Annotated in this window: 17 protein-coding genes and 1 pseudogene; 13 read left to right on the forward strand and 5 right to left on the reverse strand. The window is 65.8% G+C overall.

Translation table 11 applies throughout. The features are described from left to right. Window positions 1-26 precede the first annotated feature (26 nt). Window positions 27-1,604: a PfaD family polyunsaturated fatty acid/polyketide biosynthesis protein gene (locus BSF38_RS23220; RefSeq protein ID WP_076349493.1), complete on the reverse strand. Its 1,578-nt coding sequence runs from the start codon at window positions 1,602-1,604 to the stop codon at window positions 27-29. A gap of 372 nt (window positions 1,605-1,976) precedes the next feature. Further along, a complete protein-coding gene (locus BSF38_RS23225) occupies window positions 1,977-2,693 on the reverse strand; it encodes a class I SAM-dependent methyltransferase (RefSeq protein WP_076349494.1) in 717 nt (238 codons plus the stop codon). Between the two features lie 283 nt (window positions 2,694-2,976). Here BSF38_RS23225 and BSF38_RS23230 point away from each other — a divergent pair, with 283 nt between their 5' ends. Next, window positions 2,977-4,161: a cysteine desulfurase family protein gene (locus BSF38_RS23230; RefSeq protein WP_076349495.1), complete on the forward strand. Its 1,185-nt coding sequence runs from the start codon at window positions 2,977-2,979 to the stop codon at window positions 4,159-4,161. 92 nt (window positions 4,162-4,253) lie between these two features. Further along, complete coding sequence (locus tag BSF38_RS23235; protein WP_076349496.1) at window positions 4,254-4,583, forward strand: HesB/IscA family protein; 330 nt, start codon at window positions 4,254-4,256, stop codon at window positions 4,581-4,583. An 83-nt stretch (window positions 4,584-4,666) separates the two neighbouring features. Here BSF38_RS23235 and BSF38_RS23240 read toward each other — a convergent pair whose 3' ends face one another. Further along, on the reverse strand, window positions 4,667-5,653 hold the full coding sequence (locus BSF38_RS23240; protein ID WP_076349497.1) for a phosphoglycerate dehydrogenase: 987 nt from the start codon (window positions 5,651-5,653) through the stop codon (window positions 4,667-4,669). 453 nt (window positions 5,654-6,106) lie between these two features. Here BSF38_RS23240 and BSF38_RS23245 point away from each other — a divergent pair, with 453 nt between their 5' ends. The 7 genes and pseudogenes from BSF38_RS23245 to BSF38_RS23275 all read left to right on the forward strand — a co-directional run bounded on the left by BSF38_RS23245 (window position 6,107) and on the right by BSF38_RS23275 (window position 13,399). Then, the gene (locus tag BSF38_RS23245; RefSeq protein WP_076349498.1) at window positions 6,107-7,597 is read left to right on the forward strand and encodes an endo-1,4-beta-xylanase; all 1,491 of its coding nucleotides are present in this window, start codon (window positions 6,107-6,109) and stop codon (window positions 7,595-7,597) included. Between the two features lie 76 nt (window positions 7,598-7,673). Then, window positions 7,674-9,161, forward strand: coding sequence for a signal recognition particle protein (gene ffh / locus BSF38_RS23250; RefSeq protein WP_076349499.1), 1,488 nt, complete (start codon window positions 7,674-7,676; stop codon window positions 9,159-9,161). Window positions 9,162-9,419: 258 nt separating this feature from the next. Beyond that, window positions 9,420-9,704: a 30S ribosomal protein S16 gene (gene rpsP, locus BSF38_RS23255; RefSeq protein WP_237170577.1), complete on the forward strand. Its 285-nt coding sequence runs from the start codon at window positions 9,420-9,422 to the stop codon at window positions 9,702-9,704. Between the two features lie 17 nt (window positions 9,705-9,721). Continuing rightward, a complete protein-coding gene (gene trmD / locus BSF38_RS23260; protein WP_076349501.1) occupies window positions 9,722-10,399 on the forward strand; it encodes a tRNA (guanosine(37)-N1)-methyltransferase TrmD in 678 nt (225 codons plus the stop codon). A 107-nt stretch (window positions 10,400-10,506) separates the two neighbouring features. Next, window positions 10,507-10,848: pseudogene (gene rplS / locus BSF38_RS23265) on the forward strand (50S ribosomal protein L19); the annotation flags it as partial. Between the two features lie 273 nt (window positions 10,849-11,121). After that, a complete protein-coding gene (mnmA, locus tag BSF38_RS23270; RefSeq protein WP_083713310.1) occupies window positions 11,122-12,207 on the forward strand; it encodes a tRNA 2-thiouridine(34) synthase MnmA in 1,086 nt (361 codons plus the stop codon). 49 nt (window positions 12,208-12,256) lie between these two features. Beyond that, window positions 12,257-13,399: a GtrA family protein gene (locus BSF38_RS23275; RefSeq protein ID WP_076349503.1), complete on the forward strand. Its 1,143-nt coding sequence runs from the start codon at window positions 12,257-12,259 to the stop codon at window positions 13,397-13,399. On the opposite strand, the gene BSF38_RS23280 is transcribed toward BSF38_RS23275, so the two are convergent. Next, the gene (locus BSF38_RS23280; protein ID WP_076349504.1) at window positions 13,345-14,595 is read right to left on the reverse strand and encodes an ArnT family glycosyltransferase; all 1,251 of its coding nucleotides are present in this window, start codon (window positions 14,593-14,595) and stop codon (window positions 13,345-13,347) included. The genes BSF38_RS23275 and BSF38_RS23280 overlap by 55 nt on opposite strands. Before the next feature lie 223 nt (window positions 14,596-14,818). Here BSF38_RS23280 and BSF38_RS23285 point away from each other — a divergent pair, with 223 nt between their 5' ends. After that, window positions 14,819-15,817 carry a hydroxyacid dehydrogenase gene (locus BSF38_RS23285; protein WP_257787833.1) on the forward strand — a complete coding sequence of 333 codons (999 nt, stop codon included), beginning with the start codon at window positions 14,819-14,821 and terminating at the stop codon, window positions 15,815-15,817. 194 nt (window positions 15,818-16,011) lie between these two features. Here the strand turns inward: BSF38_RS23285 and BSF38_RS23290 are convergent, their stop codons facing one another. Then, entirely contained in the window at window positions 16,012-18,879 is a 2,868-nt protein-coding gene (locus BSF38_RS23290) for a protein-disulfide reductase DsbD family protein (RefSeq protein ID WP_076349506.1), read from the reverse strand. 1,468 nt (window positions 18,880-20,347) lie between these two features. On the opposite strand from BSF38_RS23290, the gene BSF38_RS23300 reads away from it, so the two are divergent. The 3 genes from BSF38_RS23300 (at window position 20,348) to BSF38_RS23310 (ending at window position 23,814) form a co-directional block, all read left to right on the forward strand. After that, window positions 20,348-20,995 (forward strand): tyrosine-protein phosphatase, encoded by a 648-nt coding sequence (locus tag BSF38_RS23300; protein WP_076349508.1) that lies wholly within the window; start codon window positions 20,348-20,350, stop codon window positions 20,993-20,995. Next, a complete protein-coding gene (locus tag BSF38_RS23305) occupies window positions 20,985-22,637 on the forward strand; it encodes a hypothetical protein (protein WP_076349509.1) in 1,653 nt (550 codons plus the stop codon). The genes BSF38_RS23300 and BSF38_RS23305 overlap by 11 nt, the downstream gene beginning before the upstream one ends. Window positions 22,638-22,914: 277 nt before the next feature. Continuing rightward, entirely contained in the window at window positions 22,915-23,814 is a 900-nt protein-coding gene (locus tag BSF38_RS23310; protein WP_076349510.1) for a serine/threonine protein kinase, read from the forward strand. Window positions 23,815-23,953 lie beyond the last annotated feature (139 nt).

Below are 23,953 nucleotides of genomic sequence, written 5' to 3' on the forward strand. Positions count from 1 at the left end.
CAACGGCTGTAGGTGGAGCAGCTATGTTAAGGTCCCACGTTCCGGTTCTCAATCTCTTCACGCTGCAAGGGCGTCAATCGGGGGACGCCGGACGGCGGCGCGACGCCCTGGAAGGCGGCGAAACGAGCACGAAGCAACACGGCCGCCCCGTAAAGAATGTTGAGCGACACCGTCGCCGCTCGTCGGTTCTCGGGACGTTCCAGGAACGAACCGCGAACCCAATCGTTGAAGGCCGCCATCGCGGGGCCGCACCAGATCTGATAGTCGAGGGTCCGGGTCGGCTCGCCGACGTTGGCCCAGTTCGACGATTGGCCCAGATACCAGCGGAACACCAGGGCCATCTTGTGCTTGGGGTCGGCCTCGGCCCGAACGATCTGGGCCGGGTCGCGGCGCGCGAAGAACGCGCGGGTCTGGTCCCAGACCTCCGCCACCGGCGCTCGCAGGATCGTCTTCTCAAGGCTCTGGCGGTCCGCCTCGGGGATCTGTTCGAGGCTGTTATAAGCCCGATAGTACTCGTAGAGCTTCGCCCCCCGCATCGCGAACATGGTTCCTCGCTTGAGGACCTGAACCTTCACTCCCATCTCGAACATGTCGGCCGCGGGCGCCATGGCGACGTCGGCCTGCTGGGCCTGGGCGAGCAACGCGCGGACGGCTTCGGAGGTTCCGGCCTCGACGCATGACTGGTTCACCGAGCCGGTCACCAGATACGACGCCCCCATCGCGAGGGCCCCAGCGGCGGCCCAAGGGGTCGAGATCCCTCCCGCCGCGCCGATCCGCAACGGACGGTCGTACCGATGCTCGGCGGCGAGCCGGTCGCGAAGGGCGATCATGGTCGGCAGCAGCACGACCAGCGGCTGGTTGTCGGTATGGCCCCCGGAGTCGGCCTCGGCGGTCAGGTCCTCCGCCATCGGGATCGTCGCGGCCATCGCCGCTTGATCGGCGGTGATCGTCCCTTGCTCGACCAGCGTTCTCAGGTAGCGTTCCGGCGGCGGCGACAGGAATTTGCGGGCGACCTCGACGCGCGACGCCTTGGCGATGATCCGGTTGGGGGCGACCACCCGCCCCTGTTCATCGCGATGAACGCCGGCCACGCGATACCGGACGACCGGCAACGTCAGGTCGAGGAACGCCGAAGCCTCCACCAGCCGCACCCCGCGGCGCAGGTACAGGTCGACGACCGCCGATTCCAATGCCCCGTCCTGCGGACTATGAATCAGGTTGAAGCCGTAAGGTGCTTTGTTTCCTAAACTACTCTGAACTCGCTGCACGGCGGCGTCGACGACTTCGAGCGCCAGGCCCGCCGCTCCGAAAATTCCAAGCATTCCCGCCCGGCTCATGGCCTCGACGAGTTCCACGGAGGCGATCCCGTTCGCCATGGCACCGGCCACGCATGCGTAGCGGACGCCGTGCGTGGATCGAAACGAGGGCTCGCCGAGTTTTTCCAGCGGGCAAGCGGGGATGAAGACCGATCGAGACCGGTCGGAGGGAGCCGGCGCGGGGTCGAATCGAACCGAGCCATCGCCGTCGACGGCGGTCCACAGCCCACGGCCGACCTGGCCGAGCGCATCTTCCCACCGGCTGCATTCTGTCACGTCAAGCTGCACGATCCTGCTCCACCCGCCGCAACGAGACGCGGCTCGTTGGGACCGGTCAAGCCGGCTGTTCGACCGGCGTCTAGCAATGGTGAAGGTCACGGACGCGAAAGGGAGGGCCTTCCGGCAGGGTTGTCTCTACTCGTCCGCTTCGCTCGCGGATTGAGCAGATATACCAGCGCGGAGCCGTCGCCGACAGTCCACATCCCGGGTCAGGATCAATCCGGACCATTCTCCAAAGTGACCGCCAGCAGGCGATTTCTCGCTCGCCGATTCCGACATGGCGGACCAAAGCGGTCTGGCGTGCAAAGCACGAGTCCGACGCGCGCCGGCGGCCGGACTCCCTCGGCCGCTCGGCATGAGCAAGCTCTTACCTTGGTCGAATCAGCTTTCCGATCGCTGGGCGACCGACGACGGCGACCGAACCCGGAAATGCGGACCCGAGAACGCGGGGATCGGCTCGGCGGCGACGGCCTCATTCAGCAAGAACGGGGCGAAACCGCGATGGACCTTCTGCGCGACGGCCTGGAACCCCGCGCGATCCAGAATCTCGCGAAACCGCCGCGACGACGCGTGGTGGACGTTCCCCTCGCGATACGTCACGCAGACGTCGTAAATGAACCAACCCCAGGGGGCGTCGCGATATCCGTCGATCAGGAGGAGCCGGCCGCCCGGCTTCAGGACGCGATGCATCTCGGCGACGGCCTGCTCTTGGTTGGGATAATGGTGGAAGCTGTTGGCGCAGGTGATGAAGTCGAACGAGCCGGCGGCGAACGGCAGGCGTTCGCTGTCGCCCTGCACCGGGAAGACCGTCTCCTCGTGGTATCGCCAGCGACGCTCCCCCATGGCCAGCATCCCGGCGACCAGGTCGAGGCCGACGACCCGCGACTCAGGCAGCGCGGCCTGAAGCCGCGACGCGAACAGGCCAGTTCCGCAGCCGATGTCAAGCACCGAGATCGGTTTACGGCCGGCGACGGCCTCGATCCGCTTGATCAACGCGCGGTGCGACGGCCCGAACAAAAGCCACTGGAGGACGCAGCGGTCGTAGCTCTCGCTCCAGCGCGCAAATTCCTCCGCCGCCTGTCGCTTGTCGTATGCCATGCCAGCCTCCCTGCCGTGCTCGATCCTGTCCTGTTGCAAGTCAAACGCCCACCCTGGCGCCCGGCGAATCACTCGGCGTTCTACACCCTCAACATCATTTCGACAACCCGGAATTCTTTCCGGATCGCCGATCTTCGGCTGGTTCTTGCTCAACTTGATTCGACCGACGACGACGCGTAGGATAAAATGTGCATGATAAGTGTTGAAAAACGCAGCCGGCACGTCTTCGACCCGCCCATCCAGTTCGCCGCGCGAGCGATCACGGCGATTGAGGTCTGCTCTCGTGTCCCGATCGCCCGTTTATCTCGACAACCATTCGACGACGCGGACCGACCCACGGGTCGTCGCGGCGATGCTGCCGTATTTTTCCGAGATTTACGGCAACGCGGCCAGCGTCTCGCACCGCTTCGGGTGGGAGGCGGCCGAGGCCGTGGAGCGCGCACGGACGCGTGTCGCCGAGTGGATCGGGGCCGATTCGAAAGAAATCGTGTTCACCTCGGGCGCCACGGAAGCCAACAACCTGGCGATCAAGGGCGCGCTGCCGGCCCTCAAGCGGCGCGGCGATCATCTGATCACGGCCGCTTCGGAGCATAAGTCCGTCGTCGACGTCATGAAGCGTCTGGGTCGGGAAGGCTGGAACGTGACTTTCGTTCCTTGCGACGAGACCGGCAGGGTCTCGGCCGAGGCGATCGAAGCCGCCCTCACGCCGGCGACCGTGCTGGTCTCGATCATGGCGGCGAACAACGAGGTGGGGACGCTCAATCCGATCCGGGAAATCGGGCGGCTCTGCCACGATCGCAAGATCGTTTTCCATACGGACGCCACCCAGGCCGTGGGCAAGGTGGACGTCGACGTCCAGGTCGACGGCGTCGACTTGCTCAGCCTTTCGGGCCATAAGATCTACGGTCCCAAGGGCGTCGGCGCTCTCTACGTGCGGCGGCGCGACCCTCAGGTGCGGTTGCAGCCGCTGTTCGACGGCGGCGGCCACGAGCGCGGTTTGCGGAGCGGCACCTTGCCGGTTCCCTTGATCGTGGGGCTGGACAAGGCGGTCGAGTTGATGATTTGCGACAAGGCGGAAGATTCGACGAGGATTCGCGGGCTCCGCGATCGGCTGGAAGCCGGGATTCGCGGCCGGGTGCCGGAGGTTCAGTTGAACGGCCACCCGACGTTGCGACTCGACGGCAATCTCAACCTCAGCTTCGCCTTCGTCGACGGCGAGGCTCTGATGATGGCCATGCGCGACGTCGCGGTCAGCTCGGGGGCGGCGTGCACGTCGGTCGAACCCGAGCCGAGCCATGTACTTCGGGCGATGGGGCGCGATGATGAAGCCGCCCGGGCCAGCCTTCGGTTCGGGGTCGGGCGGTTCAATACCGAGGACGAGATCGATTATGCGATCGACCTCGTCGCCGAGTCCGTCGGCCGGTTGCGAACCCACAGCGCGGCGTGGTCGGCGACGACGGGCGTGTGAATCAGTTGACGACGCGGTATGATTGAGTGTCTGGGATCGATGCGGTTCCGAGGTGGTTTTTCGAGTCGGTCTGGAAACAAGGAGATTGTTCGATGGGCGTGACCCTTACCGAGAAGGCTGCCGGCGAAGTCAAGAAGATCATCACCGATCAGAGCCTGCCCGAGGGCACCGTGCTTCGCGTCGGCGTTCAGGGCGGCGGTTGCAGCGGCTTCTCCTACAGCCTCAATTTCGACACCGACACCTCGGACAAAGACCGGGTGGTCGAGGTCCATGGCGTCAAGATGGCCGTCGAAAAGAAGTTCGACCCCTACCTCGACGGCACGGTCCTCGACTTCTACGACGGCCTCGAAAAGCGCGGGTTCGTCTTCAACAACCCGAACGTCGCCAAGAGTTGCGGCTGCGGGTCGTCGTTCCAGGTCTGATCGAGTTCGCTCGTCGGCCGTTGATTACATCGAAAGTGAGCGGGGCGAATTCCCCGCTCACTTTTTTTGGTTCTCGCCTCGCGTCACCACTTCCAGCCGTTTTGAAGCGAGCCGTCCACCACGCAGGCGGCGGGCCATCGGCCTTGATGGAGATCGACGATGCAGCGGGCGGCCATCTCGGCCATGTCGCTCATCGACTGGCTGTCGGTCCCGCCCACGTGCGGGCTGAACACCAGATTGGGCGCGCTCAGCAGGACGTTGCCCGGCTCCGGCGGCTCGATCTGGAAGACGTCGAGCCCCGCGCCGGCGAGATGTTCGGCCACGAGGGCGTCGCGGAGGTCGGCCTCCACGACCAGGCCGCCGCGGGCGGTGTTGAGCAGGTAAGAGCCCGGCCGCATCTTGCTCAGGAACCGAGCGTCGACCAGGTTGCGGGTTTCCTCCGTGACGGGGACGTGCAGGCTGACCACGTGCGAGGCGGCGAGCAGCGCGTCGAGGCCGAGGCGTTCGATGCCGTGCTGGGCGTCGAACTCCGTCACGGGGCCGACGTCGTGGGCGACGACGCGCATGCCGAAGGCTTGGGCGCGGGTCGCGACCGCGCGGCCGATCCGTCCCAGGCCGATCAGTCCGAGCGTCTTGCCACGAAGCGGAACGACCATGCGCCGATCCCACCCGCCGTCTCGGATCGCCTCGTGGTTGCGGACGACGCTGCGCGTCAGGCTCAACAGGAGGGCGAACGCCTGCTCGGCGACGCTCTCTTGATTCGTCCCCGGGGTGATGGTCACCACGACCCCGTGGGCGCGAGCGGCGGGGAGGTCGACCATGTCGTAGCCGACCCCGGTGCGGGCGGCCACGCGGAGCTTGGGGGCGATCGCGAAGAGGTCGGGGGTCAGCCGCTCCGCTCCGACCACCATGGCGTCGACGTGCGGCAGATGCTTGACCAGCTCGTCGCGGCTCACCGCGTTGTCTTCGCCGGCCGGGTCGATCACGTCGAAGCCGGCCTCGGTCAAGATCGTGCGAAAGGGGCCGGGCTGGTTGCGAATGAGCAACGGACCGATCAGTACGGAGGGCATGGGGTTGACTCTTCGTTGAGCGTCGACTGAGCGACTCGGCGCGAGGCTCGCAGTCCGCCGTCGTCGACGAAGCGGTGAGAGGATTCGGCGTCGCCGTTCAAGGGCCGACTCAAGTCCTCGATCGGATATGGCGACATTTGGACTAGAGTATCCGGCCTTCTTGGAGAAGAAAACGGGGGAGCGACGGCGGCCCGCCCAACTCGCGCGGCGGGCTCTGATTGGGTCGCTCTCTGTTCAACTCTTTGACGCTGGGCTATCTTGGAGGGAGGGAAAGCCAGCCGGAGCGACGAACAGTCGAATCTCCGGGGCTGGTCCAGCTCCGGCCGGACGTGCGAGGCGCAGGGATGGATCGCGACCCGGCGCGGGCCTTTACGAAGGTCGGCCGGAGGAATTCGTCGCTCGACCCGCTGGGTGTCAGGAACGCAGACCGATGGTCTCGGATGGACGGAAGGCATGGGGGTACTTAAGTTTCGACTGCCTTCAAACGATTCGGATCGGCGGTCGGCGGGCTTTCGGAAGGCGTACATCGCGGGGCTCGATCGAACGCCGGGCCGACTCGGCGTCGATATCCGCAACGGTCTGATGACATGCTCGCGTGACAACAGCGAGAGCGGCCGTCTGTTCGTTCCCTGGCCCATCGCCGGCTACGGCACGCCCGTCGTCGGCACGGCGACGCTCAGCGAGCGGCCGTCGCCTTATGTGCTGTCGCTTGAACTGGCCCGGGGCAAGCTCAACGACGTCCGCAACCAGATGGCCGACTGGACCCAGATGGGCCTGCGAACGACCTCGGAGCTGGCCGACGTGCTGTCCGTCGCCCGCCGCGCCTTCGTCCGCGCCGCGATGCACGGCGACGAGCCCGAAGTCTGTTTCGAAGCGTCTCAGGCGAGCCTTGAGGCTTCGAGCAAGGCCGGCGATCTCTTGACCGAGTCGTACCTGGGGCAAGTCCTCCAGAATCGGTTGGCCTCGGCCGGCAAGCTCACGACCCAACTGGGATGCGTCCTCGGCGGCGACCCCGAGAAGATCGCCGGTTCCGCCCAGTGGCCGTCGGCGATGAACGCGGCGCAGGTCAGCGTCTCGTGGCGGGATCTCGCCCCCACGGAAGGGAAATTCCGCTGGGACCTGATCGACGCCCAGCTCGCGTGGTGTCGCCGCCATCGTCTGAACGTCGAGGTCGGGCCGCTGATCGAGTTCCGAAACGCGGCGCTGCCCGACTGGATCTGGCTCTGGGACGGCGATCCCGACGCGATCAGCGGTTTCGCCACCGATCTGGTGCGGCAGGCTGTGACGAGGTACAAGGGCAAGGTCTCGTTCTGGCAAGTGGTGCACCGCCCCGCCGGCCACGAGATCCTCGGGCTTGGCGAGGAGGATCAGATCCGGATCGCCGCGCGGGCGATCCAGGTCGCCCGACAGGCCGATTCCAGCGCCCAGCTCTGCCTGGGAGTCGACCGGCCCTGGGCGGAATGGATGAGCGGCAGCCGGTTCCAGCTCGGCCCGCTTCATCTGTGCGACTACCTCATCCGGTCCGACGTGGGCGTCTCATGCATCGCGCTGGAGATCGCGCCGGGGTATTCCGACCCCGGGAGCCAGATGCGGGATCTGTTCGAGTTCTCACGATTGCTCGATCTTTATGCGTTGCTGAACGTGCCGCTGCATCTGCAGCTCGTGGCGCCGTCTTCGGTCGAGTCCGACGCCGCCGCCGATCCGAACGTCCAGGTCGAACCCTGGCAGTGGCCGCAGCCGCCGAGCGAGGCGCTCCAGGCCGATTGGGCCGCCCGCTGGGTCTCGCTGGCGATCGCCAAGCCGTTCGTCCGGTCGGTCAAATGGCTTCAAGCGAGCGACGCGTCGCCGCACGTCTACCCCAACGGCGGCCTGCACCGCGGCGATTCGACCGCGAAGCCGGTCTTCTCGCGGCTCCAATCGCTCCGCAAGGAGTGGATCGCTTGAAGTTGCGTTGCCAGGCGGGTTGCTTCGCATTATACTCGTCGGTTCGCGATCTTTTTCGACTGTGAGCCCGACGAGCATGTTCGACGATCTACAAAAGCGTCTCTCATCAGCCTTTCGGCAGTTTCGCGTCAGCGGCGTCTTGACCGAAGCGAATATGAAGGAAGGCCTGCGCGAAGTCCGCACGGCCTTGCTCGAGGCCGACGTGAACTACAACGTCGTCCAAGACTTCATGACGCGCGTCACCGACAAGGCGGTCGGCACCCAGGTCGTCAAGAGCGTCCGCCCCGAGCAGCAGATCGTCAAGATCGTCCATGACGAGCTGGTCGACCTGATGGGGCCGTCCGACCCGACGATCCGGTTCGAGAAGACCGGCACGACGGTCCTGATGCTCTGCGGCCTGCAAGGCTCGGGCAAGACGACGACCAGCGGCAAGCTCGCGAAGCTGCTGACGTCGCAGAACCGCAAGCCCATGCTGGTCGCCGCCGACTTGCAGCGCCCCGCCGCCGTCGAGCAGTTGAAGGTCATCGGAGCCCAGCTCGGCGTCCCCGTCTACACGCAGGAGAACTCGAACCCCGTCAAGGTCTGTCAGGACGCCCTGATCGAGGCCAATCGGCGCGGGTGCGACACCCTGATCCTGGACACCGCCGGCCGGTTACACGTCGACGACGAGTTGATGGCCGAACTGGTCCAGATCGAGAAGAAGGTCAAGCCGCACCAGGTGTTCTTCGTCTGCGACGCCATGACGGGGCAGGACGCCGTCGCCTCGGCCGAGGCGTTCAACGCCGCGCTCGAACTCGACGGCGTGATCATGACCAAGCTCGACGGCGACGCGCGAGGCGGAGCCGCGCTTTCGGTCCGTCGCGTCACCGGCGTCCCCGTCAAGTTCGTGGGCAAGGGGGAGAAGCTCGACAAGCTCGACCCGTTCGACCCCGAGCGGCTGGTCGGCCAGATGCTGGGCATGGGCGACGTCGTCGGCCTGGTCGAGGCGGCGCAGTCCGCGGTCGACGAGGAAGAGGCGCTTCGCCAGCAAGAGCGGATGGCCAAGGGGAAGTTCGACCTCAACGACTTCCGCCAGCAGATCGTCCAGATCAAGAAGATGGGCTCGGTCCAGGACGTCATGGGCATGTTCCCGGGCATGAGCCAGATGTCCGAGAACCTCAGCGGCCTGGACGCCGACGGCGAGATCAAGCGCATCCAGGGCATCATCGACAGCATGACCCAGCGCGAGCGGAGCCGTCCCGACCTGATCGACATCTCCCGTCGCCGCCGGATCGCGGCGGGCGCCGGCGTCGACCCCTCGGACGTCTCGGGCCTCGTCAAGCAGTTCGACGCCATGGCCGCCTTCGTTAAGCAGATGGCCCAGATGACGATGCTCGACAAGCTCAAGGCGTTGACCGGACTGGGTCGGGCCGCCGCCAACAACCCCGGGGCTCGCCTGTTCTCTCCCAAAGTGGGCACCGGCAAGCGGCTGACGCCCAAAGAGAAGGAAAAGCTCCGCAAGCAGCGAGAAAAAGAAGAACGGAAAAAACGACGCGACGAGCGCGACCGGCCTACGCCCTCGTGAGCGCCGCTCCGTGAGGTTCGCGGCTCTCGCCCCGCCTATTTGAATCCACGCCCGCCCCGACCGGCGACGAGCCGGTCGAACGCCCGAGACGGCCCGGGGCCCCGTCTCAGAAGTCGTGTTGCTGACGTCCTGATCCGGCCGCGCCGGCGGGACCCGAGTGGGGATCGACCCCGAAGTTTTGAGAGGAGAACGCGAGTGGTTCGTATTCGAATGAAATCGTTTGGACGCCGTCACCGACCCTTCTTCCGGATCTGCGCCATGGACTCCCGCGCTCCTCGCGACGGACGGTCGATCGAGGAACTGGGCCACTACGATCCGATGTCGCGCAACAACGAGACCCAGACGGTCTTGAACGCCGACCGGATTCGTTACTGGCTGAGCGTCGGCGCGCAGCCGTCGGACAAGGTCGCGGCCCTGCTGCGTCGGTTCAAGATCGAGAAGCCGGCTCCGGGCGAGCACTGGGAACTGCCCAAGCCGGTTGCAACTCCGGCGGCGGCTCCGGCCCCCGCGGCCGCGGAAACCGTCGCGCCGCAGGCCTCCTGAATCAGAACGGGTCGGTCATGTCCGTCTCCGCTTCCGCTCCCGCGCCGCCGCTTCGGATCGATGTGCTCACGCTGTTCCCGGATCTCTTCAACGGGTTCCTCGACCAGAGCATCGTCAGCCGGGCCATCGACAAGAAACTCGTCCAGATCGAGCGGTGGGACATCCGCCGGTGGGCCGAGGGGCGGCACAAGCAGGTGGACGACCGACCGTTCGGGGGGGGGCCGGGAATGGTCCTGATGAGCCCTCCGGTCGTCGCCGCCGCGGAAGCCGTGCGGGCGATGGCCGAGCCGCCGGGCGACTTGATCGTCCTCTCCCCGCAAGGGCCGAGGTTCGACCAGGCCCGCGCCCGGGAGCTTGCCGGAAAGCGTCGAATCGTCCTTGTTTGTGGTCGCTACGAAGGCTTCGACGAGCGTATCATCGAGATCTTGCAACCGGAAATGCTCTCCGTGGGCGATTTCATCCTCTCAGGAGGCGAGGTCGCCGCGATGGTCGTGGTCGACGCGGTCGTCCGACTGATTCCGGGAGTGCTCGGAGACGCGGAAAGCGCGGTCGACGAATCGTTCGGGCCGGACGGCGGTCTTGAGTATCCGCACTACACCCGGCCTCGCGAGTTTCGAGGCCTGACCGTCCCGGAAGTTCTCCTCAGCGGCGATCATTCGGCGATCGCCCGATGGCGTCGCGAGCATCGCCGGTAAGCCGACCGGGGACCCTCCCGGACGCGAATCCACCCAAAAATAGATAGAGATCGGAACGCGGAATTCTTGGCCCGCGACACGATGGGCCGTTTGGAAAGGTCAGAGTCATGCAGAACCAGTTGCTCACGGTAGTCGAAAAGAGCAGCATGAAGGCGGAGACGCCCAAGTTCGAGATCGGCGACACGGTCGACGTCCACGTCCGAATCCTCGAAGGCGACAAAGAGCGTATCCAGATCTTCAACGGCGTGGTGATCGCCCGGTCGGGCGCCAACACCCGCGAGATGTTCGTCGTCCGCCGGATCGTCCAGGGCGAAGGCGTCGAGCGGAAGTTCCCGATCCATTCGCCCCGGATCGCCAACATCGTCGTCAAGCGGTCGGGCAAGGTCCGTCGGGCCAAGCTCTACTACCTGCGCGAGCGTTCGGGCAAGGCCGTCCGCCTCAAGGAGCGTTTCAACACCGGCGCCGCCGCCATCGAGGCGAAGGCCGCCAAGGTGGAACGACGCGCCGTCAAGATCGCCGCCAAGAAGGCCAAGGCCGAAGCCGCCGGCAAATGATCAAGGGCCGCGTCCCTCGCGAGAGGTCGCGGCCGGATCTTTGCTTTGACGCCCGCCTATAATCTCAGAGGGGTTCGTCTCATTTGTTGGGACGATCCTCCCGCGACCGCCGCGTCGTGCCCGGCGGTCGAATGGACGCCCCGGATTCTCCTCGACGGACCCTGACCCTTGACCAAGCCCCAGCGTGTCGTTCTGGCGATGAGCGGAGGCGTCGACAGCTCCGTGGCCGCGTACCTGCTGAAGGCGCGCGGATACGACGTCGTCGGCCTGTTCATGCGCACGGGAGCCTACGCCGAGGGCGAGGAACGGCGAGCCAAGACCTGTTGCAGCGTCGCCGACGCCGTCGACGCCCAGCGCGTGGCCGACCGCCTGGACGTCCCGTTCTTCGTGCTGGATTTCGAGCGCGAGTTCGGGCGGATCAAGGACTATTTCGCCGACGAGTATCTCGGCGGTCGGACGCCCAACCCCTGCGTGATGTGCAACATCTGGCTGAAGTTCGGCCGGCTCTGGGAGTACGGAAAGCAGGTGGGGGCCGATTTCGTCGCGACCGGGCACTATGCGCGGATCGCCCAGGCGGCCGACGGATCGAATCGGGTCGCCCGGGGGCTCGATCGTGCCAAGGACCAGTCGTACGTCCTCTTCGGCCTCGCTCCCGAGCTGCTCGCCCGGGTGCTGTTCCCGATCGGCGAACTCGCCAAGGCCGACGTGCGGGCGATCGCCCGCGAACAGAATCTTCCGGTCCACGACAAGCCGGAGAGCCAGGAAATCTGCTTCGTTCCCGACGACGACTACCTCCACTTCGTCCAGGAGCGTCGCCCGGACCGCGACACCTCGGGGACGATGGTCGACGAGGCGGGCCAGGTGCTGGGAACGCACGCGGGGATCGAAGGCTTCACGATCGGTCAGCGGCGCGGGCTGGGGATCGCCGTCGGCGCGCCTCGCTACGTCGTCCAGATCGAGCCGACGACCCGGACCGTCACCGTCGGCAAGCGCGAAGCGCTGGCCAAGTCCGGGCTGGAAGCCTCTCGGTTCAACTGGCAGGGGCCCGTTCCGGACGGCCCGACCCGGTGCCTGGCGCAGATCCGCGCCCAGCACACCGCCGTCCCGTCCACGGTGATCCCGCTTGCGAACGGCGAGGCGCGCGTGGTCTTCGATTCGCCGCAAACCGCCGTGACGCCCGGCCAGGTTGTCGCCGTCTATCAGGACGACCTGGTCCTGGGAGGCGGCTGGATCGAGCGCGCGACGCCGATCTGAACGCCGAGCTTCACCGACACGGAAGGCCTGTCTGGAGTCTACCGACCGCATGAGCCGTATCAGCCTGATCATTCCCTGGACCGCGGAGAAAACGATCCGCGGCGACGACCTGGCGAGCTACCAGCGGATTCTCCAGGAGCAGGGCGGGGCGGACTCGGTGGAAGTCGTGCTCTCGGAACGGATCGCCGATGCGGACGCATTCGTCGGTCTTCACCCGTTGATCCGCATCGTCGAGGAAGACGCCAACCACGTCAGCTTGCTCCGGAGAGGACTGGCCGCCGCGACGGGCGACATCCTCCTGGTTCTCGACCCCACCCGCGAGTACGCCCCCGAGGCGCTTTTGCAGGTCCTGGAATCGCTCCGAACGAGCACGGCCGACGTCGTCGTCGGCGTGCCGCGGCCCGGGCGGAACGGGTTGACCCTGCGCGGCATGCGGCTCAAGGCGCTGGCGGTCCTCGGCCGGCTGGCGCTGGGAACGTCGGACGGGCTCTCCGGCCTGGCCGCGATCCGCCGCTCGGCCGTCCGCACGCTGATCACCGAATCCCCGACGATCTCGGGCTCGCGCATCCTCCTCGACGTCCTGACCTGGTGCTCCGGCCGACTCCTCGACGTTCCGGTCAACACGGGACGCGACGATCAGAGAAAGCTCGTTCCGGTCCGCTTCGACGACGTGAAGCAGATCAAGCGCGTCCTCGACCATCGGTTCGGCACGTTCTCACGACTGGTCCAGTTCTGCCTCGTGGGCGCGTCCGGGATGTTCGTCGACCTCTCGCTTTACGCCTTCTTGCAATGGCTGTTCAAGCGGATCGGCTTTGAATCGCCTGAAGGCGCGGGATCGGGATTCGCGTGGCCGCTGGCCGTGGCGGGCTCGCTCTCCATCCTCGTCGCGCTCACCTGGAATTTCGCGCTCAACCGCCGGTTGACGTTCAGCGACTCCCGCGCGGGCTCGATTCCCCGACAGTATTTGACCTACGCGCTGGGCAATGCGCTCGGGATCGCGGTAAGCCTCTCGTTGCGGCTCTACCTGCCGGGCCGGTTCGCCTTCTTCTCGGATCACCGTCTGGCGGCGGCCGTGGTCGGCATCATCGCGGCGACGGCCATCAGCTTCTCGATGTCGCGTTGGGTCGTCTTCATCCGTCAGGCCGAGCCCGTCGTAGACGAGACGACGCAAGAGACCGCGATGGCCCGCTGATCCTTTTTCCACCAGGCCGAGGCCGCCACGAGGGCGATCGCCGGCACGATCGGCGCTCGCATCCGCATGTCGGTCCAGTACAGCGTGTGGACGACCGACAAGCCGACGATCGCCATGGGAACCGCGATCCCCGGCCAGCGTCGGAAACGAGGGTGGAACGCGCCCAGCACGAGGGCCGTCCAGAGCGGAATCGTCCACGCGCCGGTGATCAGGCGCGTCGCGCGGCCGTAGACGCCTTCAGCCGGGACGGCGCTCCAGAACGTCGCCAGCCGCGCAAGGCAGGCGCGGAGGAACATCCGGGGCCGGCTTCGGGCGAGTTCGACGACCGAATTCCGAAGCAATCGATCGGCCTCGGGCTCGCTCATCCCGGCCGTGCGTTTGTTGACCGAATCCCACCAGAGCCACTGATCGCGGCCCGTCCAGACCCGCCCCGGCGGCCCCTCCAGGACGTCGCGGTAATAGACCTCGTTGTTGCCGAGCGCCAGGGTGTAACCGCCGTGCGTCGTCGTCCAGACCGGTTCGCCGAAGACCCAGGCGTTCCGCGCGACCCAGGGTGAGAGGACCACGACCACGCCGATCGCAATCCCCGCGCCCCGGCGGAACCGTTCGCGGGCTCCTCCCGGCGGGACGACCAGAGCGGCCAGTACAGTGAGCCCCGCGCCCGGCAAGGCGCTGGGCCGGCAGAGTCCCGCCAGGCCGAGGATTCCTCCCGCCAGGCAGGGACTCCATCGGCCTCCTCGGGCGAACTCGGCGAGGGCGGCGACGAGCAAGAAGGCGGCGAGCGTCTCGGTCATGACGAACCGAGCCTGCCAGGCGAGCACCGGATCGCAGGCGACGATCAGACCCGCGGCCGTGGCCCGCATCGTCCCCAGCCCGAGGCGCTCGGCGGTGCGGAATGCGAGGCCGGCGGTCGCCGCTCCCAGCAGCAGGTGAAGCCCGGCGACGGCCGCGAGCAGGCGCTCGCCGGAAAGCGCGGCGAGCGGCGCCAGGATCAGCGGATAGAGCGGCGGACGATAGGCCGTCGGCCGTCCTCGGAGCGTCAAGCCGTCGCCGGCGGCGATCGACCGGGCCAATGGGAGGTAATTGTCGGGGTCGTCGAACCGGCCCGAGCCGGTCGACATCACGGCCAGCCGGAGGGCGAGAGCCGTCAAGACGACGAGGCCGAGCAACCACTTCGCCTTGGACTGGTCGTTCACAATGGGGGCTCGAATCCGTGTGGATTGCCAGGAACCGGGTTTGGTCTTAATGTATTTCGACGTCCCGAACCCGCGTCGCGGGCCTGGGGTCCTTCCTATAATAGATCGTCTCGACCGCGATGTCAGTCTGGACCTGGTCCACCGCGCGGTGCGCCCGGGGTCGGACGCCGTCGAATCGTCAAGTTTTGGGTGACACGCCATGGCCGATCGGCCGACCATTCTCATGTTGACCAGTATGGATCAATCCGGGATGCGCCTCTTGAACGAGGCGGCCGAGGTCCGGACGGTCAGCGCCACCGACCTTGTGGCTCTCGAAAAGGAAATTCAGGACGTCGACGGCCTGATCCTCCGGACCGCCGGCAAGATCGACGGCTCGGTCCTGGATTGGGCCAAGCGGCTGAAGGTCGTCGGCCGTCACGGGGTCGGCTTCGACCACATCGACATCCCCGCCGCGACCCAGCACGGCGTTCAGGTCGTGTACACGCCGGGGGCGAATACGGAGAGCGTCTGCGAGCACGTCTTCGCGATGATGATCGGTCTATCCAAGCATTTTCCCAAGATGATGCGGGAGCTGATCGCCGGCAACTACCACGCGCGGACGAGCATGCGCGGCCGCGAGATCGCCGGCAAGACGCTCGGGATCGTCGGCTTCGGGCGGATCGGACGTAAGCTGGCGGAGATCGCCCATCTGGGGTTCGGCATGAAGGTGATTTATCACGACGTCGTTCCCGCTCCGGAAGACGTCGAGCTTCGCGCCGCGGCCCGGCGCGTCGAGTTCGACGAGCTGCTCCGCACGGCCGACTATATCTCGATGCACGTCCCGCTCGACGCGACGACGCGGAGGATGATGAACCGCCAGGCGCTCGCCCAGGTTCAGACGGGCTGCATCCTGATCAACACCAGCCGAGGGCCGGTCGTCGACGAGGAAGCCGTGGCCGACGCCCTCGACGCGGGACTGCTCTGGGGATACGGCGGCGATGTCTTCGACGTGGAGCCGCCCCCCCTCGATCACCCCTTGATCTGCCGTCCGGACGTCATGCTCACGCCCCATAGCGCGGCCCAGACCGAGGAAGGGCTCAAGAACATGGCGACGGGAGTCGCCCGCGACGTGTTGGCCGTTCTATCCGGACACACCCCGGAATTCCCTGTCAACGATCCGCTCGAAGTCGAGCGGGTGCGCAAAGAACTGGGCCTTGAACCGCTCTATCGATCGATGCTGTAGAGCGCGGGGAGCGGTCGAACCCCTTCTCCCCTTGCGGGAGAAGGTGCCGCGCAGCGGCGGATGAGGGGTATTCGATCGCCGAGGCGTTGGGCGAACCCCTGTTACGTCCACCCCTCATTCGGCCTTCGGCCACCTTCTCCCGCAAGGGGAGAAGGTATGCTCGCGACAGCCAATCTTGATGGCTGTCAGAGGCTTCAACGACTATTCGCCTGGGCGACGTTCGTTTCCCCATGCGCTTTACCCAGCGCCTTGGTGAGGAAGTCCTGGAACACGGCCGGCTCGTTGTAGCCGCCCAGCGAGCCGAGGATTTTGCCGTCCGGGGCGATGATGACGTAGAACGGGTTCGTCTGCTCGGCCGCGAGGTCGAGCTGGCGATCCTGGTTCTTGCGGGCCAGGTCCTCGCGCTGGTCGGCCGTCAGCGAGGCGATCGGCACGAAGTCGGTGTAGAGCTGGACCGTGACGAATTCCTTGAGCAGCTTGACGACGTCCGGTCGCGGCAGCACCCGCCGTTCCATCAACCGGCAATTGGCGCAGTTGACGCCGGTGAAGTCGATCAGGATCGGCTGCTTCCGGGTCTTGGCTTCCTCCTTGGCCAGATCGAGGCTCATTCCCCAGATCACGCCGTGGAGTTTCTTCTCTTCCCGTTCCGCCTGGACAGGGTCGGTCGACGTCGCCTTGACCTCGCGAGCGGACTCGCCGCCGGCGGCGAGGAGCGGGACATCCGGCGCCGAAAACTCCGACGAGTCCGGCGGCAGGATGCCCACGATCAGGCGGTCCCAGATGAGGCCCTGCGGCGGCTTGTTGAAAAGGGCGGGGGCCATGTAGAGTCCCAGCCCCAGGAACATGCAGCCGAAGATGATCCGGCCGGGGCCGACTTTCACCTCGTCGTAGTCATGATCGGTGCGGAACAGACCCAGCAGATAGATTCCGCAAACCACCGAGAGGATGATCCAGGCGGTGAGCACGAACTGGGCGTCGAACCAGGCGTTCTCCGGCGTGACGTAGGCCAGTTCGGCGGTGTTGATGAACTTCAAGGCCGCGCCGATCTCGACGAGCCCGCCGACGACCTTGACCGAGTTCATCCAGTCGCCGCTCCGAGGCAGCTTCGAAAGCATGCCGGGCGCCAGCGCCAGCACGAAGAACGGCAACGCGACGACGGAGGCGAAGGTCGCCAGGCCAAGGATCGGATAGAGGAAATTGCCCCCCGCCGCCATGACCAGGAGCCCGCCGACGACCGGGAACGTGCAGGTGAATGACGTGATCGTCAGCGTGAGCGCCATGAAGAAGACGCCGATCAGGCCGCCCCGGCTCTCGCCGCGCGACGAGGCGTTGAGCACGAAGCTGGGCAGGCTCAACTCGAACACCCCGAGCAGGCTCATCCCGAAGGCCAGGAAGAGCCCGGCGACTGCCAGGTTCAGCCATGGGTTGTTGGCGAGGTTCTGAAGGAAGGCGGCCGAGAAGAAGAACGAGAAGAAGACCCCGACGGACGTGAAGATGCCGATGATCGCCAGGCAATAGGCGATCGCCAGCCCCGTCGTCTTTCCCGAGCCGTTCTGGCCCTGCTTGACGAAGAAGTTGACCGTGATCGGGATCATCGGCCAGACGCAGGGCATCGCCAGGGCGAACAGGCCGCCGATGGCCGACGCGATCAGAAACGGAATCAACCCCTGCTGAGCCGTGCGCGCGATCTCACTGATCGGCGCGTCCGCCTTGGCGGCCAGGGCCGGCGTTTCGGCCGACGCAACGACAGGGCCTGAGGTTGCGGCGATGGCTGGAGCTTCGGCGACGGCCGGCGTCTTGGCCTCGGCACCCGCCGGGGTCTCGCTGATCGGCGCGGCCGGCTTGGCGGCCGGGGCCGGCGTTTTGAACTCGGTCGCTGTCAGTTGTGGGGCCGAGGGAGCGGCCGGCGCGGGGGGGGCCGTCACGTTCGCGGCCGGGCCGTCGCCGGCGACGACGTTGATCTCGACGTCGGCGAGCGTCTGATAGACCGGGGGAAAGCACGAATTCTCGTTGCAGATCTGGTATCCAGCCTGGGAACGGAGCGTGTGCTTGCCGGGCTTTGCGTCGGACGGCACTTCGAGGTCGAGAGACCATGTCACTTCGTTCTCGAAGTACTCGACGATCACATTGTCGCCGAACGCCGGCTCCGGCTTGGCGACCGGGTCCTTGGACGACTTCCACTCCTTGGAAGGCCGAAGCGTGCCGGTGTCGAAGAAGTCGAACGAGGTCGGCGTCGGGCCGTTGCCAGGCACCCCCGGCTTGGCGAACTGGTAGACGTGAAGACCGGGATCGAGCTTGACCGTCACCTTGTATTTCACCGTCCGCCCGGGCTTCACATCCACGGGCTCGACGGTCGGGGTGAATGTCACGCCCTTGGGTCGGACGCGTGGATTACTGTCTTTCTTCGCGGGGCCCGCCGCCGAGTTTGGTGCGTCGAAATCGGCGCCGGCGGGAGCCTGGACCTCAGCCTTGGCCTTGCCGCCTCCGACGATGGTCACGACGGCGTCGGGCAACGTCCAGCGGCCCGCAATACTGCATTGCTTCGGGTTGCAAATCTGATAGTAGGCCTGGCACCGGACGGTCTTCTTGCCGGCTTCGGCGGTCGCCGGTATCTGGAGCGGGATGCTCCAGACGACCTCGTCCTCGAAGAATTGGAACACCTTGTTCTCGAAGGCCGGCTCGGCTTTCTCCTCGGGCTTCTTCGACGCCGACCAGTCGCCGGCCGTTTCGAGCCCGCCAGCGTCGAACAGGTCGAAGATCGTATTGCGGGGGCCGTCGCCAACTTGCTTCTCGGCCTGGGTGTAGATGTGCCAGGTCGGATTCAGCTTGACGTGGACACGGAACTGCACCGTGTCGCCGGGCTTGGCCTCGGCCGGTTCGATCGACGTCGTCAGGACGGCGTCCTTGGGCCTGGCCCGGACGCTGCTGTCCTTTTTCGCCGGCTGCGGCGGGTCGGCTTGCACCCGATCGACGGCGAGGCTGGTCAAGACGAGCCCGATTGCGATGGCTCGGACCGTTCCGCTTCGGCGTCCGAGCAGGCCGGGAGATTGAAGCTGCGGCATCGAGGGGGGCCCTGTGTGAATCGAATCGCGGCGCGCAGCCGCGAAGAACTCGTGTCGTTCGTCTCATCGTATGGCTTAAAAACCAGGGGGGCAAGTCGGACCACGAGCAGAGCGAGGCGGGTAGGTCCGCGATACTAACCATCATGACGCCGTGGAGACACCCGACCTCATGAGAATGGGGTGGCGCGTCGGCCGGGTCCGAGTACAAGCCCGAAGCGCCAGCGAGTGCATTGTTTTGCGTTCGCTGATTCGGCATGCCAGCGGGGAATTCACTCGCTGGCGCTTCGGGCTTCCATTTCGCTCCCCGATCGTCCCACGGGTTGTTTACAGAGCAATCGGTCATGCCGCCGAGGCGGCACCCATCCTGATGAAAATGGGGGCCTGCGGTCGCCCGAGGCCGGTAGGGGCGCCCCTTGTGGGTGCCCGGTTCGTTTCACACCGACCGCTCACGCTCGGCGATCGGGCCCCTACGGCAAACCACAGACCGGAATTCTCAGGGCAACTCGAAGCGCCAGCGATCGGACGCCCCTCCACTCTCCAGGATCAATATGCCGAACCTCGGAGAGCGTCTTCGGCGGGTCGTCCCAGGTCGTATATTCATAATGGTGAATCAGCGGGTGATCGTCTCTTTGTCAATCTGGCGGTAGGTGCGCGTTTCACAGGCGGGAGCCTCCCTCCGCCGGCGCTGGGGGCATCGAAAAAGCGACGAACGGACCCAATCGTGATCGGCCCTCGAGAGGAGGCGGACAGGACGCGGGCGGACCCAAAAAAAAACGCGCGAACGGACCCAATCGGCGCGTCGTTGAAACGGGAGAGCCGTGCGGCTCCGACCAAGCGCCAGCACGGGAAACGTGAGCAAACGAACCCAATCCCCGAATCCTCTGTGTCGATGCAAAGAGTGTTGTGCAAATGCCTTACAGGGAGAACGGCCGGTCGCCGTTCCAAGGTTTTCGGCGCGAACGGACCCAAATTCGGCCGGGACGGCGGGAAGGACGTCGGGGCGAGGAATCGGCGGCTTTCGGCGCGAACGGACCCAATCCGCCCGAGCTGCGTCGAGCGGGGTTGAAGCGTATCCACGAGGCGTAGTTCGGCGCGAAGGAACCCAATTCGACGTCCGCGGCCTCCAAGCCGGTGGGTAGGCCGGCCACGGTGCTGGATCGTCTCGACCGGGCGTGTTTCAGCGCGAACGGACCCAATCGGCCAGATGGTTATAAACTGTTTGACTTCAGTGTATTACAGCGTGTTCGTGGGCGTCCTGGTGGGAGCGAACGAACCCAATTCCGCGAGCAGGTCGCCCGTCGGCGCGATCAGACGGGGCCTCGGTTCGGATTGACCGAACCCAGGGGGTTTCCTACCATGCCCGGCCGCCTCGGCATGGGCTTTCTCGCCCCTCTGGACTGTTTGCCGACCCGTTCCGAGCGGTGCGGAACCATGGACGGTTCATCCTTTCAGCACAGGATAACGGCGGATGCGCAGAATCCTCCTCGGCGCGATCATTTTGACGACCGCGGGCGGGGCCGCATGGATGGCCTGGCTCGACCGTCACAACCGCTTGCAATGGGATCACTGGGACGTGGTCAAGCACGGGGTCCTGTATCGCAGCGGCCAGCTCACGAGCGACCAGCTCACCGAGGCCGTCAAGCGGTACGGAATCCGGACCGTGGTGAATTTCCAGCTCCCCGGTGAGGAAATGCAGAGGGAGCGGGAGCTCGCCAAGCAGCTTGGCGTCGGCTTCCTCAACCTTCCCATGCCTGGCGACGGCTTCGGCGAGGAAGCCCAGTTCCGCAAGGTCCTCGAAGCGGTCGACGATCCCGACCGCCGCCCGGTCCTGGTTCACTGCGCCCGGGGGACGTGCCGGACCGGCTCGGCGGTGGCGCTTTACCGGTATGAACGCGACGGGTGGACGGTGAAAGACGTGGCGGCCGAGATGCGCAGGCAGACGTACCGGGAGGGTTGGATTCCTGGCTACATCTTCGCGATGACCAAGATCAAGCCGGATACGGTCCTGCATAACCCGGTCACGATCGACGACCGTGTTCAGCCAGAACGCCCGGCGGTCGAGAAGGCGGAACTTGCGGAACTTCCGGTCGTCGAGGAGGCGGATCATGGCCATTGACGGGATTCAGACCACGCGCGTCGACGGCTCTCGAAAGCTCAGGGCCGACGAGGCCAGGGTCGTCTTGCGACTGCCCGACCCGGTCGCCTGGTGCGGTCCGGTCCTGGTGGCTCTCGGCCTCTGCTTCGTCCTGTTCGGCGGCGCCGATTCGGACCTGAGATCCGCCGACGCCCGGATCGGACTGGCCGCGAGCACCGCCTTCAGCCCCCTGGGACAGGTTTTCGGCCAGTGGCAGCCCGACGTCTGGCCGCTCCGCGTGGCCCTCAGCAGGCTGCTTTTCTTCACCCAGGAGCCGGGCCGTCCAGAGAGCGGCACCGTGCTCTGGCCTTCCGCCGTCGCGGGGATGGTCGCCGGCTGGATCGTCGCACGGCGATTGATCGAAGCCGGCAAAGTCCGCCTGAGCCTTCTATTCGGATTCGCCTGGTTCGGCTCGGTGGCCTTGCTCGACCACTCCAGCAGCGCGGGGCTCGACCTGGTCACGGGCCTGGCGACGATCGCCGCGATCGACCGGCTGCTCAACGGGGCCTCGGACTGGAAGACGGGAATCTGGGCGGCCCTCGCCTTCCTCTCCGGGGGGTGGCCGCCGCTCGTTCTGCTGGTCATGGCGATCCTCGTCCTGGGCCGCCGGGAGGCGGATTTTTCCTACCGGCTGATCCTGCCTCCGATGATCGCGTCGTCGGCCTGGCTCGCCTGGACCATCAAAGTCGGGTCGATCGAGGCGGCTGCCGCGGCGCTGGCGTGGCCGTTGACCCAGAAACCGGACTGGACCCTGGGGGTCGAGGTCTTCCTGCTGGCTCTCCCGCTCGCTCCGTTCGCCTTGCTGATGCTCAGTCCCTCGTTGCGAAAGACCGTCAGGGAGAATGGATCGGGCCTGGTGCTGGATTGGCTCCAGCTCGGCGTCGCCGCGATGATCGGCGGCACGATCATCCCCGGGCTGGCGACGGTTTGCAGGACGGTCGCCTTGGTGGGAATCCTCGTTGCGGCCGCCGCCGCCCTCGAAGCCGCCTGGAGCGGGGTGCTTTACCCTCGGACGCGCCGTCTCTTCCTCGGGACGGTTCTGGCGCTGACGGCCGTCTGGATGGTCGTCGCCCTGTACGGGGGCTTCATCATGACCGTCGCCATGCCCTACTATCGCCCGTTGGGAGTCGTGGTGGTGGTCATGAGCATCGCCGTATTCGGCCTGGTCTGGCGGGCGGTCGAGACCCGAAGCGCCCGGCGATCGGTCGCCGCCATGCTGCTGATGACCGTCTGCCTCAAGCTGGTCCACTGGGGATACTACACTCCCGAGTGGAATTACCGGCATGGGCAGGGGCCCTGGGGCCGGGCGATCGGCCAATGGATCTTGCCGAACTGGACCCTTTACACGATCCACGATTGGCCCGAAGATCTGGCGTGGGCGATCGGTCGGCCCATGCAGCAACTCCACAGCCCCCAGCACATCGAATACCCCGTCACGCCGGAGAGTCGGCACGCACTCTTGCTGGAATCCGAATTCGACAACTGGCCCGCGAACGCCCCGAAATTGACGAAGGTCGCGACCTTCCACGACCAGGACGGCCGCAAACGAATTCTCGCGCGAACGGCGGGCGTGCTTTACACCCACTCGGGACGCATCTTCTCGCGCGTTCCTCCAGTCGAGTGACTCGGTTTAACCTAAGTCGTTGGTTCTATGCTTGTTACGCTGAGCCTTATGTCGTATCGGCACGGGACTACGAAAGTTTTGGGTTCTCCAGATTCGTGTCATTCTCGCCGGTCACGCGAATTCTCCCCTCAGAAACGTCACGCGGGATCGAATCGATCGTAGTAATCCGGGGATTGTTTGGAGCGCGTGGAAGCACTTAAGCGGGAACCTCGTGATTTCCCGGTCTCGTCGGCTCCCGATAGTTATCTAAAGACGTGCATGCGAGGAGGGTGGCGATATGATCGGCAGGCTGAAGGGGATGTTCGCCGCCAGCCCTTCGGAAGGTCAGCCCTGCCGGACCGGGGTGGTTCTTCAGAAGCGATTCATGATCCAGTCCGACATCTCCTCGCAGGGGAGCATGTCGCGCGTCTACAAGGCGATGGATACCGAGACCGGCAAGACGATCTGCTTGAAGGTCCAGAATCGCGAGCAGAACGAGGCCGCGGTGGCCCGGGCGTCGCGTCACGAGGCCCGTCCGCCGGAAGGGGCCATCGCGATCCAGGTCCGACATCCCAACGTCATCCGCACCCTCGAATACGGCTCGACCAGCAACGGCGAGCATTATCTCGTGATGGAATACATCAACGGAGTCAGCTTCGACCGGGTTCAAGAAGCCAAGCTCGGGCGCACGGCCGAGCGGGTCGAGTGGCTGGCCCAGGCCGCCGAAGGGCTGGCGGCCGTCCACGAGGCGGGCTTCATTCATCACGACGTCAATCCGCGCAACTTCCTGATCAATCGCGACCAGAAGGTCAAGCTCATCGACTTCGGGCTCTCCGTGCCCAACACCGCCGCCTTCAGAAAACCCGGGAACCGGACGGGCTGCCTGCTCTTTATGGCTCCGGAACTGCTTCGCCGCGAACCCATCGACGAACGGATCGACATCTTCGGCTTCGGGGTCGTCGCGTACGCGCTTCTGACCGATCGGCACCCTTACGATACGCCCGCCTCCGCCAATACCTTGCTCCAGAGGTTCAGCCTCCCCGCAAACGACCCCGCTAGGCTGAAACCCAAGCTTTCCGACGAGCTTTGCGAGGTCCTTCGAAGTCTCACCGCCGTCAACAAGCGTGATCGCTGGCCCCTGATGGCGACCCTCTCCGAACGCCTTCGCTCCATCCCTCCCAAGCGGCCGCCGGCGTAATCGTCCGGTTCCACCGACGTCTCCTCCCTTCCGGCCCCGTCGCCGCCTTCCGCTTGCGCGCCGTGGCTCAGAGCCCCCCTCTCTTAAATGTCCCCAATCTTCGAGGCCGTTCATTGACTTGCGCGGAAACGCCGCTTAT

The organism is Paludisphaera borealis, assembly GCF_001956985.1.
Taxonomy (GTDB): Bacteria; Planctomycetota; Planctomycetia; order Isosphaerales; family Isosphaeraceae; genus Paludisphaera; species Paludisphaera borealis.

Excerpts from the sequence above, each read along its gene's own strand:
- BSF38_RS23225 (WP_076349494.1), bottom strand. The coding sequence starts at position 2,693 with ATGGCATACGACAAGCGACAGGCGGCGGAGGAATTTGCGCGCTGGAGC.
- BSF38_RS23235 (WP_076349496.1), top strand. The coding sequence starts at position 4,254 with ATGGGCGTGACCCTTACCGAGAAGGCTGCCGGCGAAGTCAAGAAGATC.
- BSF38_RS23240 (WP_076349497.1), bottom strand. The coding sequence starts at position 5,653 with ATGCCCTCCGTACTGATCGGTCCGTTGCTCATTCGCAACCAGCCCGGC.
- BSF38_RS23245 (WP_076349498.1), top strand. The coding sequence starts at position 6,107 with ATGGGGGTACTTAAGTTTCGACTGCCTTCAAACGATTCGGATCGGCGG.
- ffh (WP_076349499.1), top strand. The coding sequence starts at position 7,674 with ATGTTCGACGATCTACAAAAGCGTCTCTCATCAGCCTTTCGGCAGTTT.
- rpsP (WP_237170577.1), top strand. The coding sequence starts at position 9,420 with ATGGACTCCCGCGCTCCTCGCGACGGACGGTCGATCGAGGAACTGGGC.
- trmD (WP_076349501.1), top strand. The coding sequence starts at position 9,722 with ATGTCCGTCTCCGCTTCCGCTCCCGCGCCGCCGCTTCGGATCGATGTG.
- BSF38_RS23275 (WP_076349503.1), top strand. The coding sequence starts at position 12,257 with ATGAGCCGTATCAGCCTGATCATTCCCTGGACCGCGGAGAAAACGATC.
- BSF38_RS23285 (WP_257787833.1), top strand. The coding sequence starts at position 14,819 with ATGTTGACCAGTATGGATCAATCCGGGATGCGCCTCTTGAACGAGGCG.
- BSF38_RS23290 (WP_076349506.1), bottom strand. The coding sequence starts at position 18,879 with ATGCCGCAGCTTCAATCTCCCGGCCTGCTCGGACGCCGAAGCGGAACG.
- BSF38_RS23300 (WP_076349508.1), top strand. The coding sequence starts at position 20,348 with ATGCGCAGAATCCTCCTCGGCGCGATCATTTTGACGACCGCGGGCGGG.
- BSF38_RS23305 (WP_076349509.1), top strand. The coding sequence starts at position 20,985 with ATGGCCATTGACGGGATTCAGACCACGCGCGTCGACGGCTCTCGAAAG.
- BSF38_RS23310 (WP_076349510.1), top strand. The coding sequence starts at position 22,915 with ATGATCGGCAGGCTGAAGGGGATGTTCGCCGCCAGCCCTTCGGAAGGT.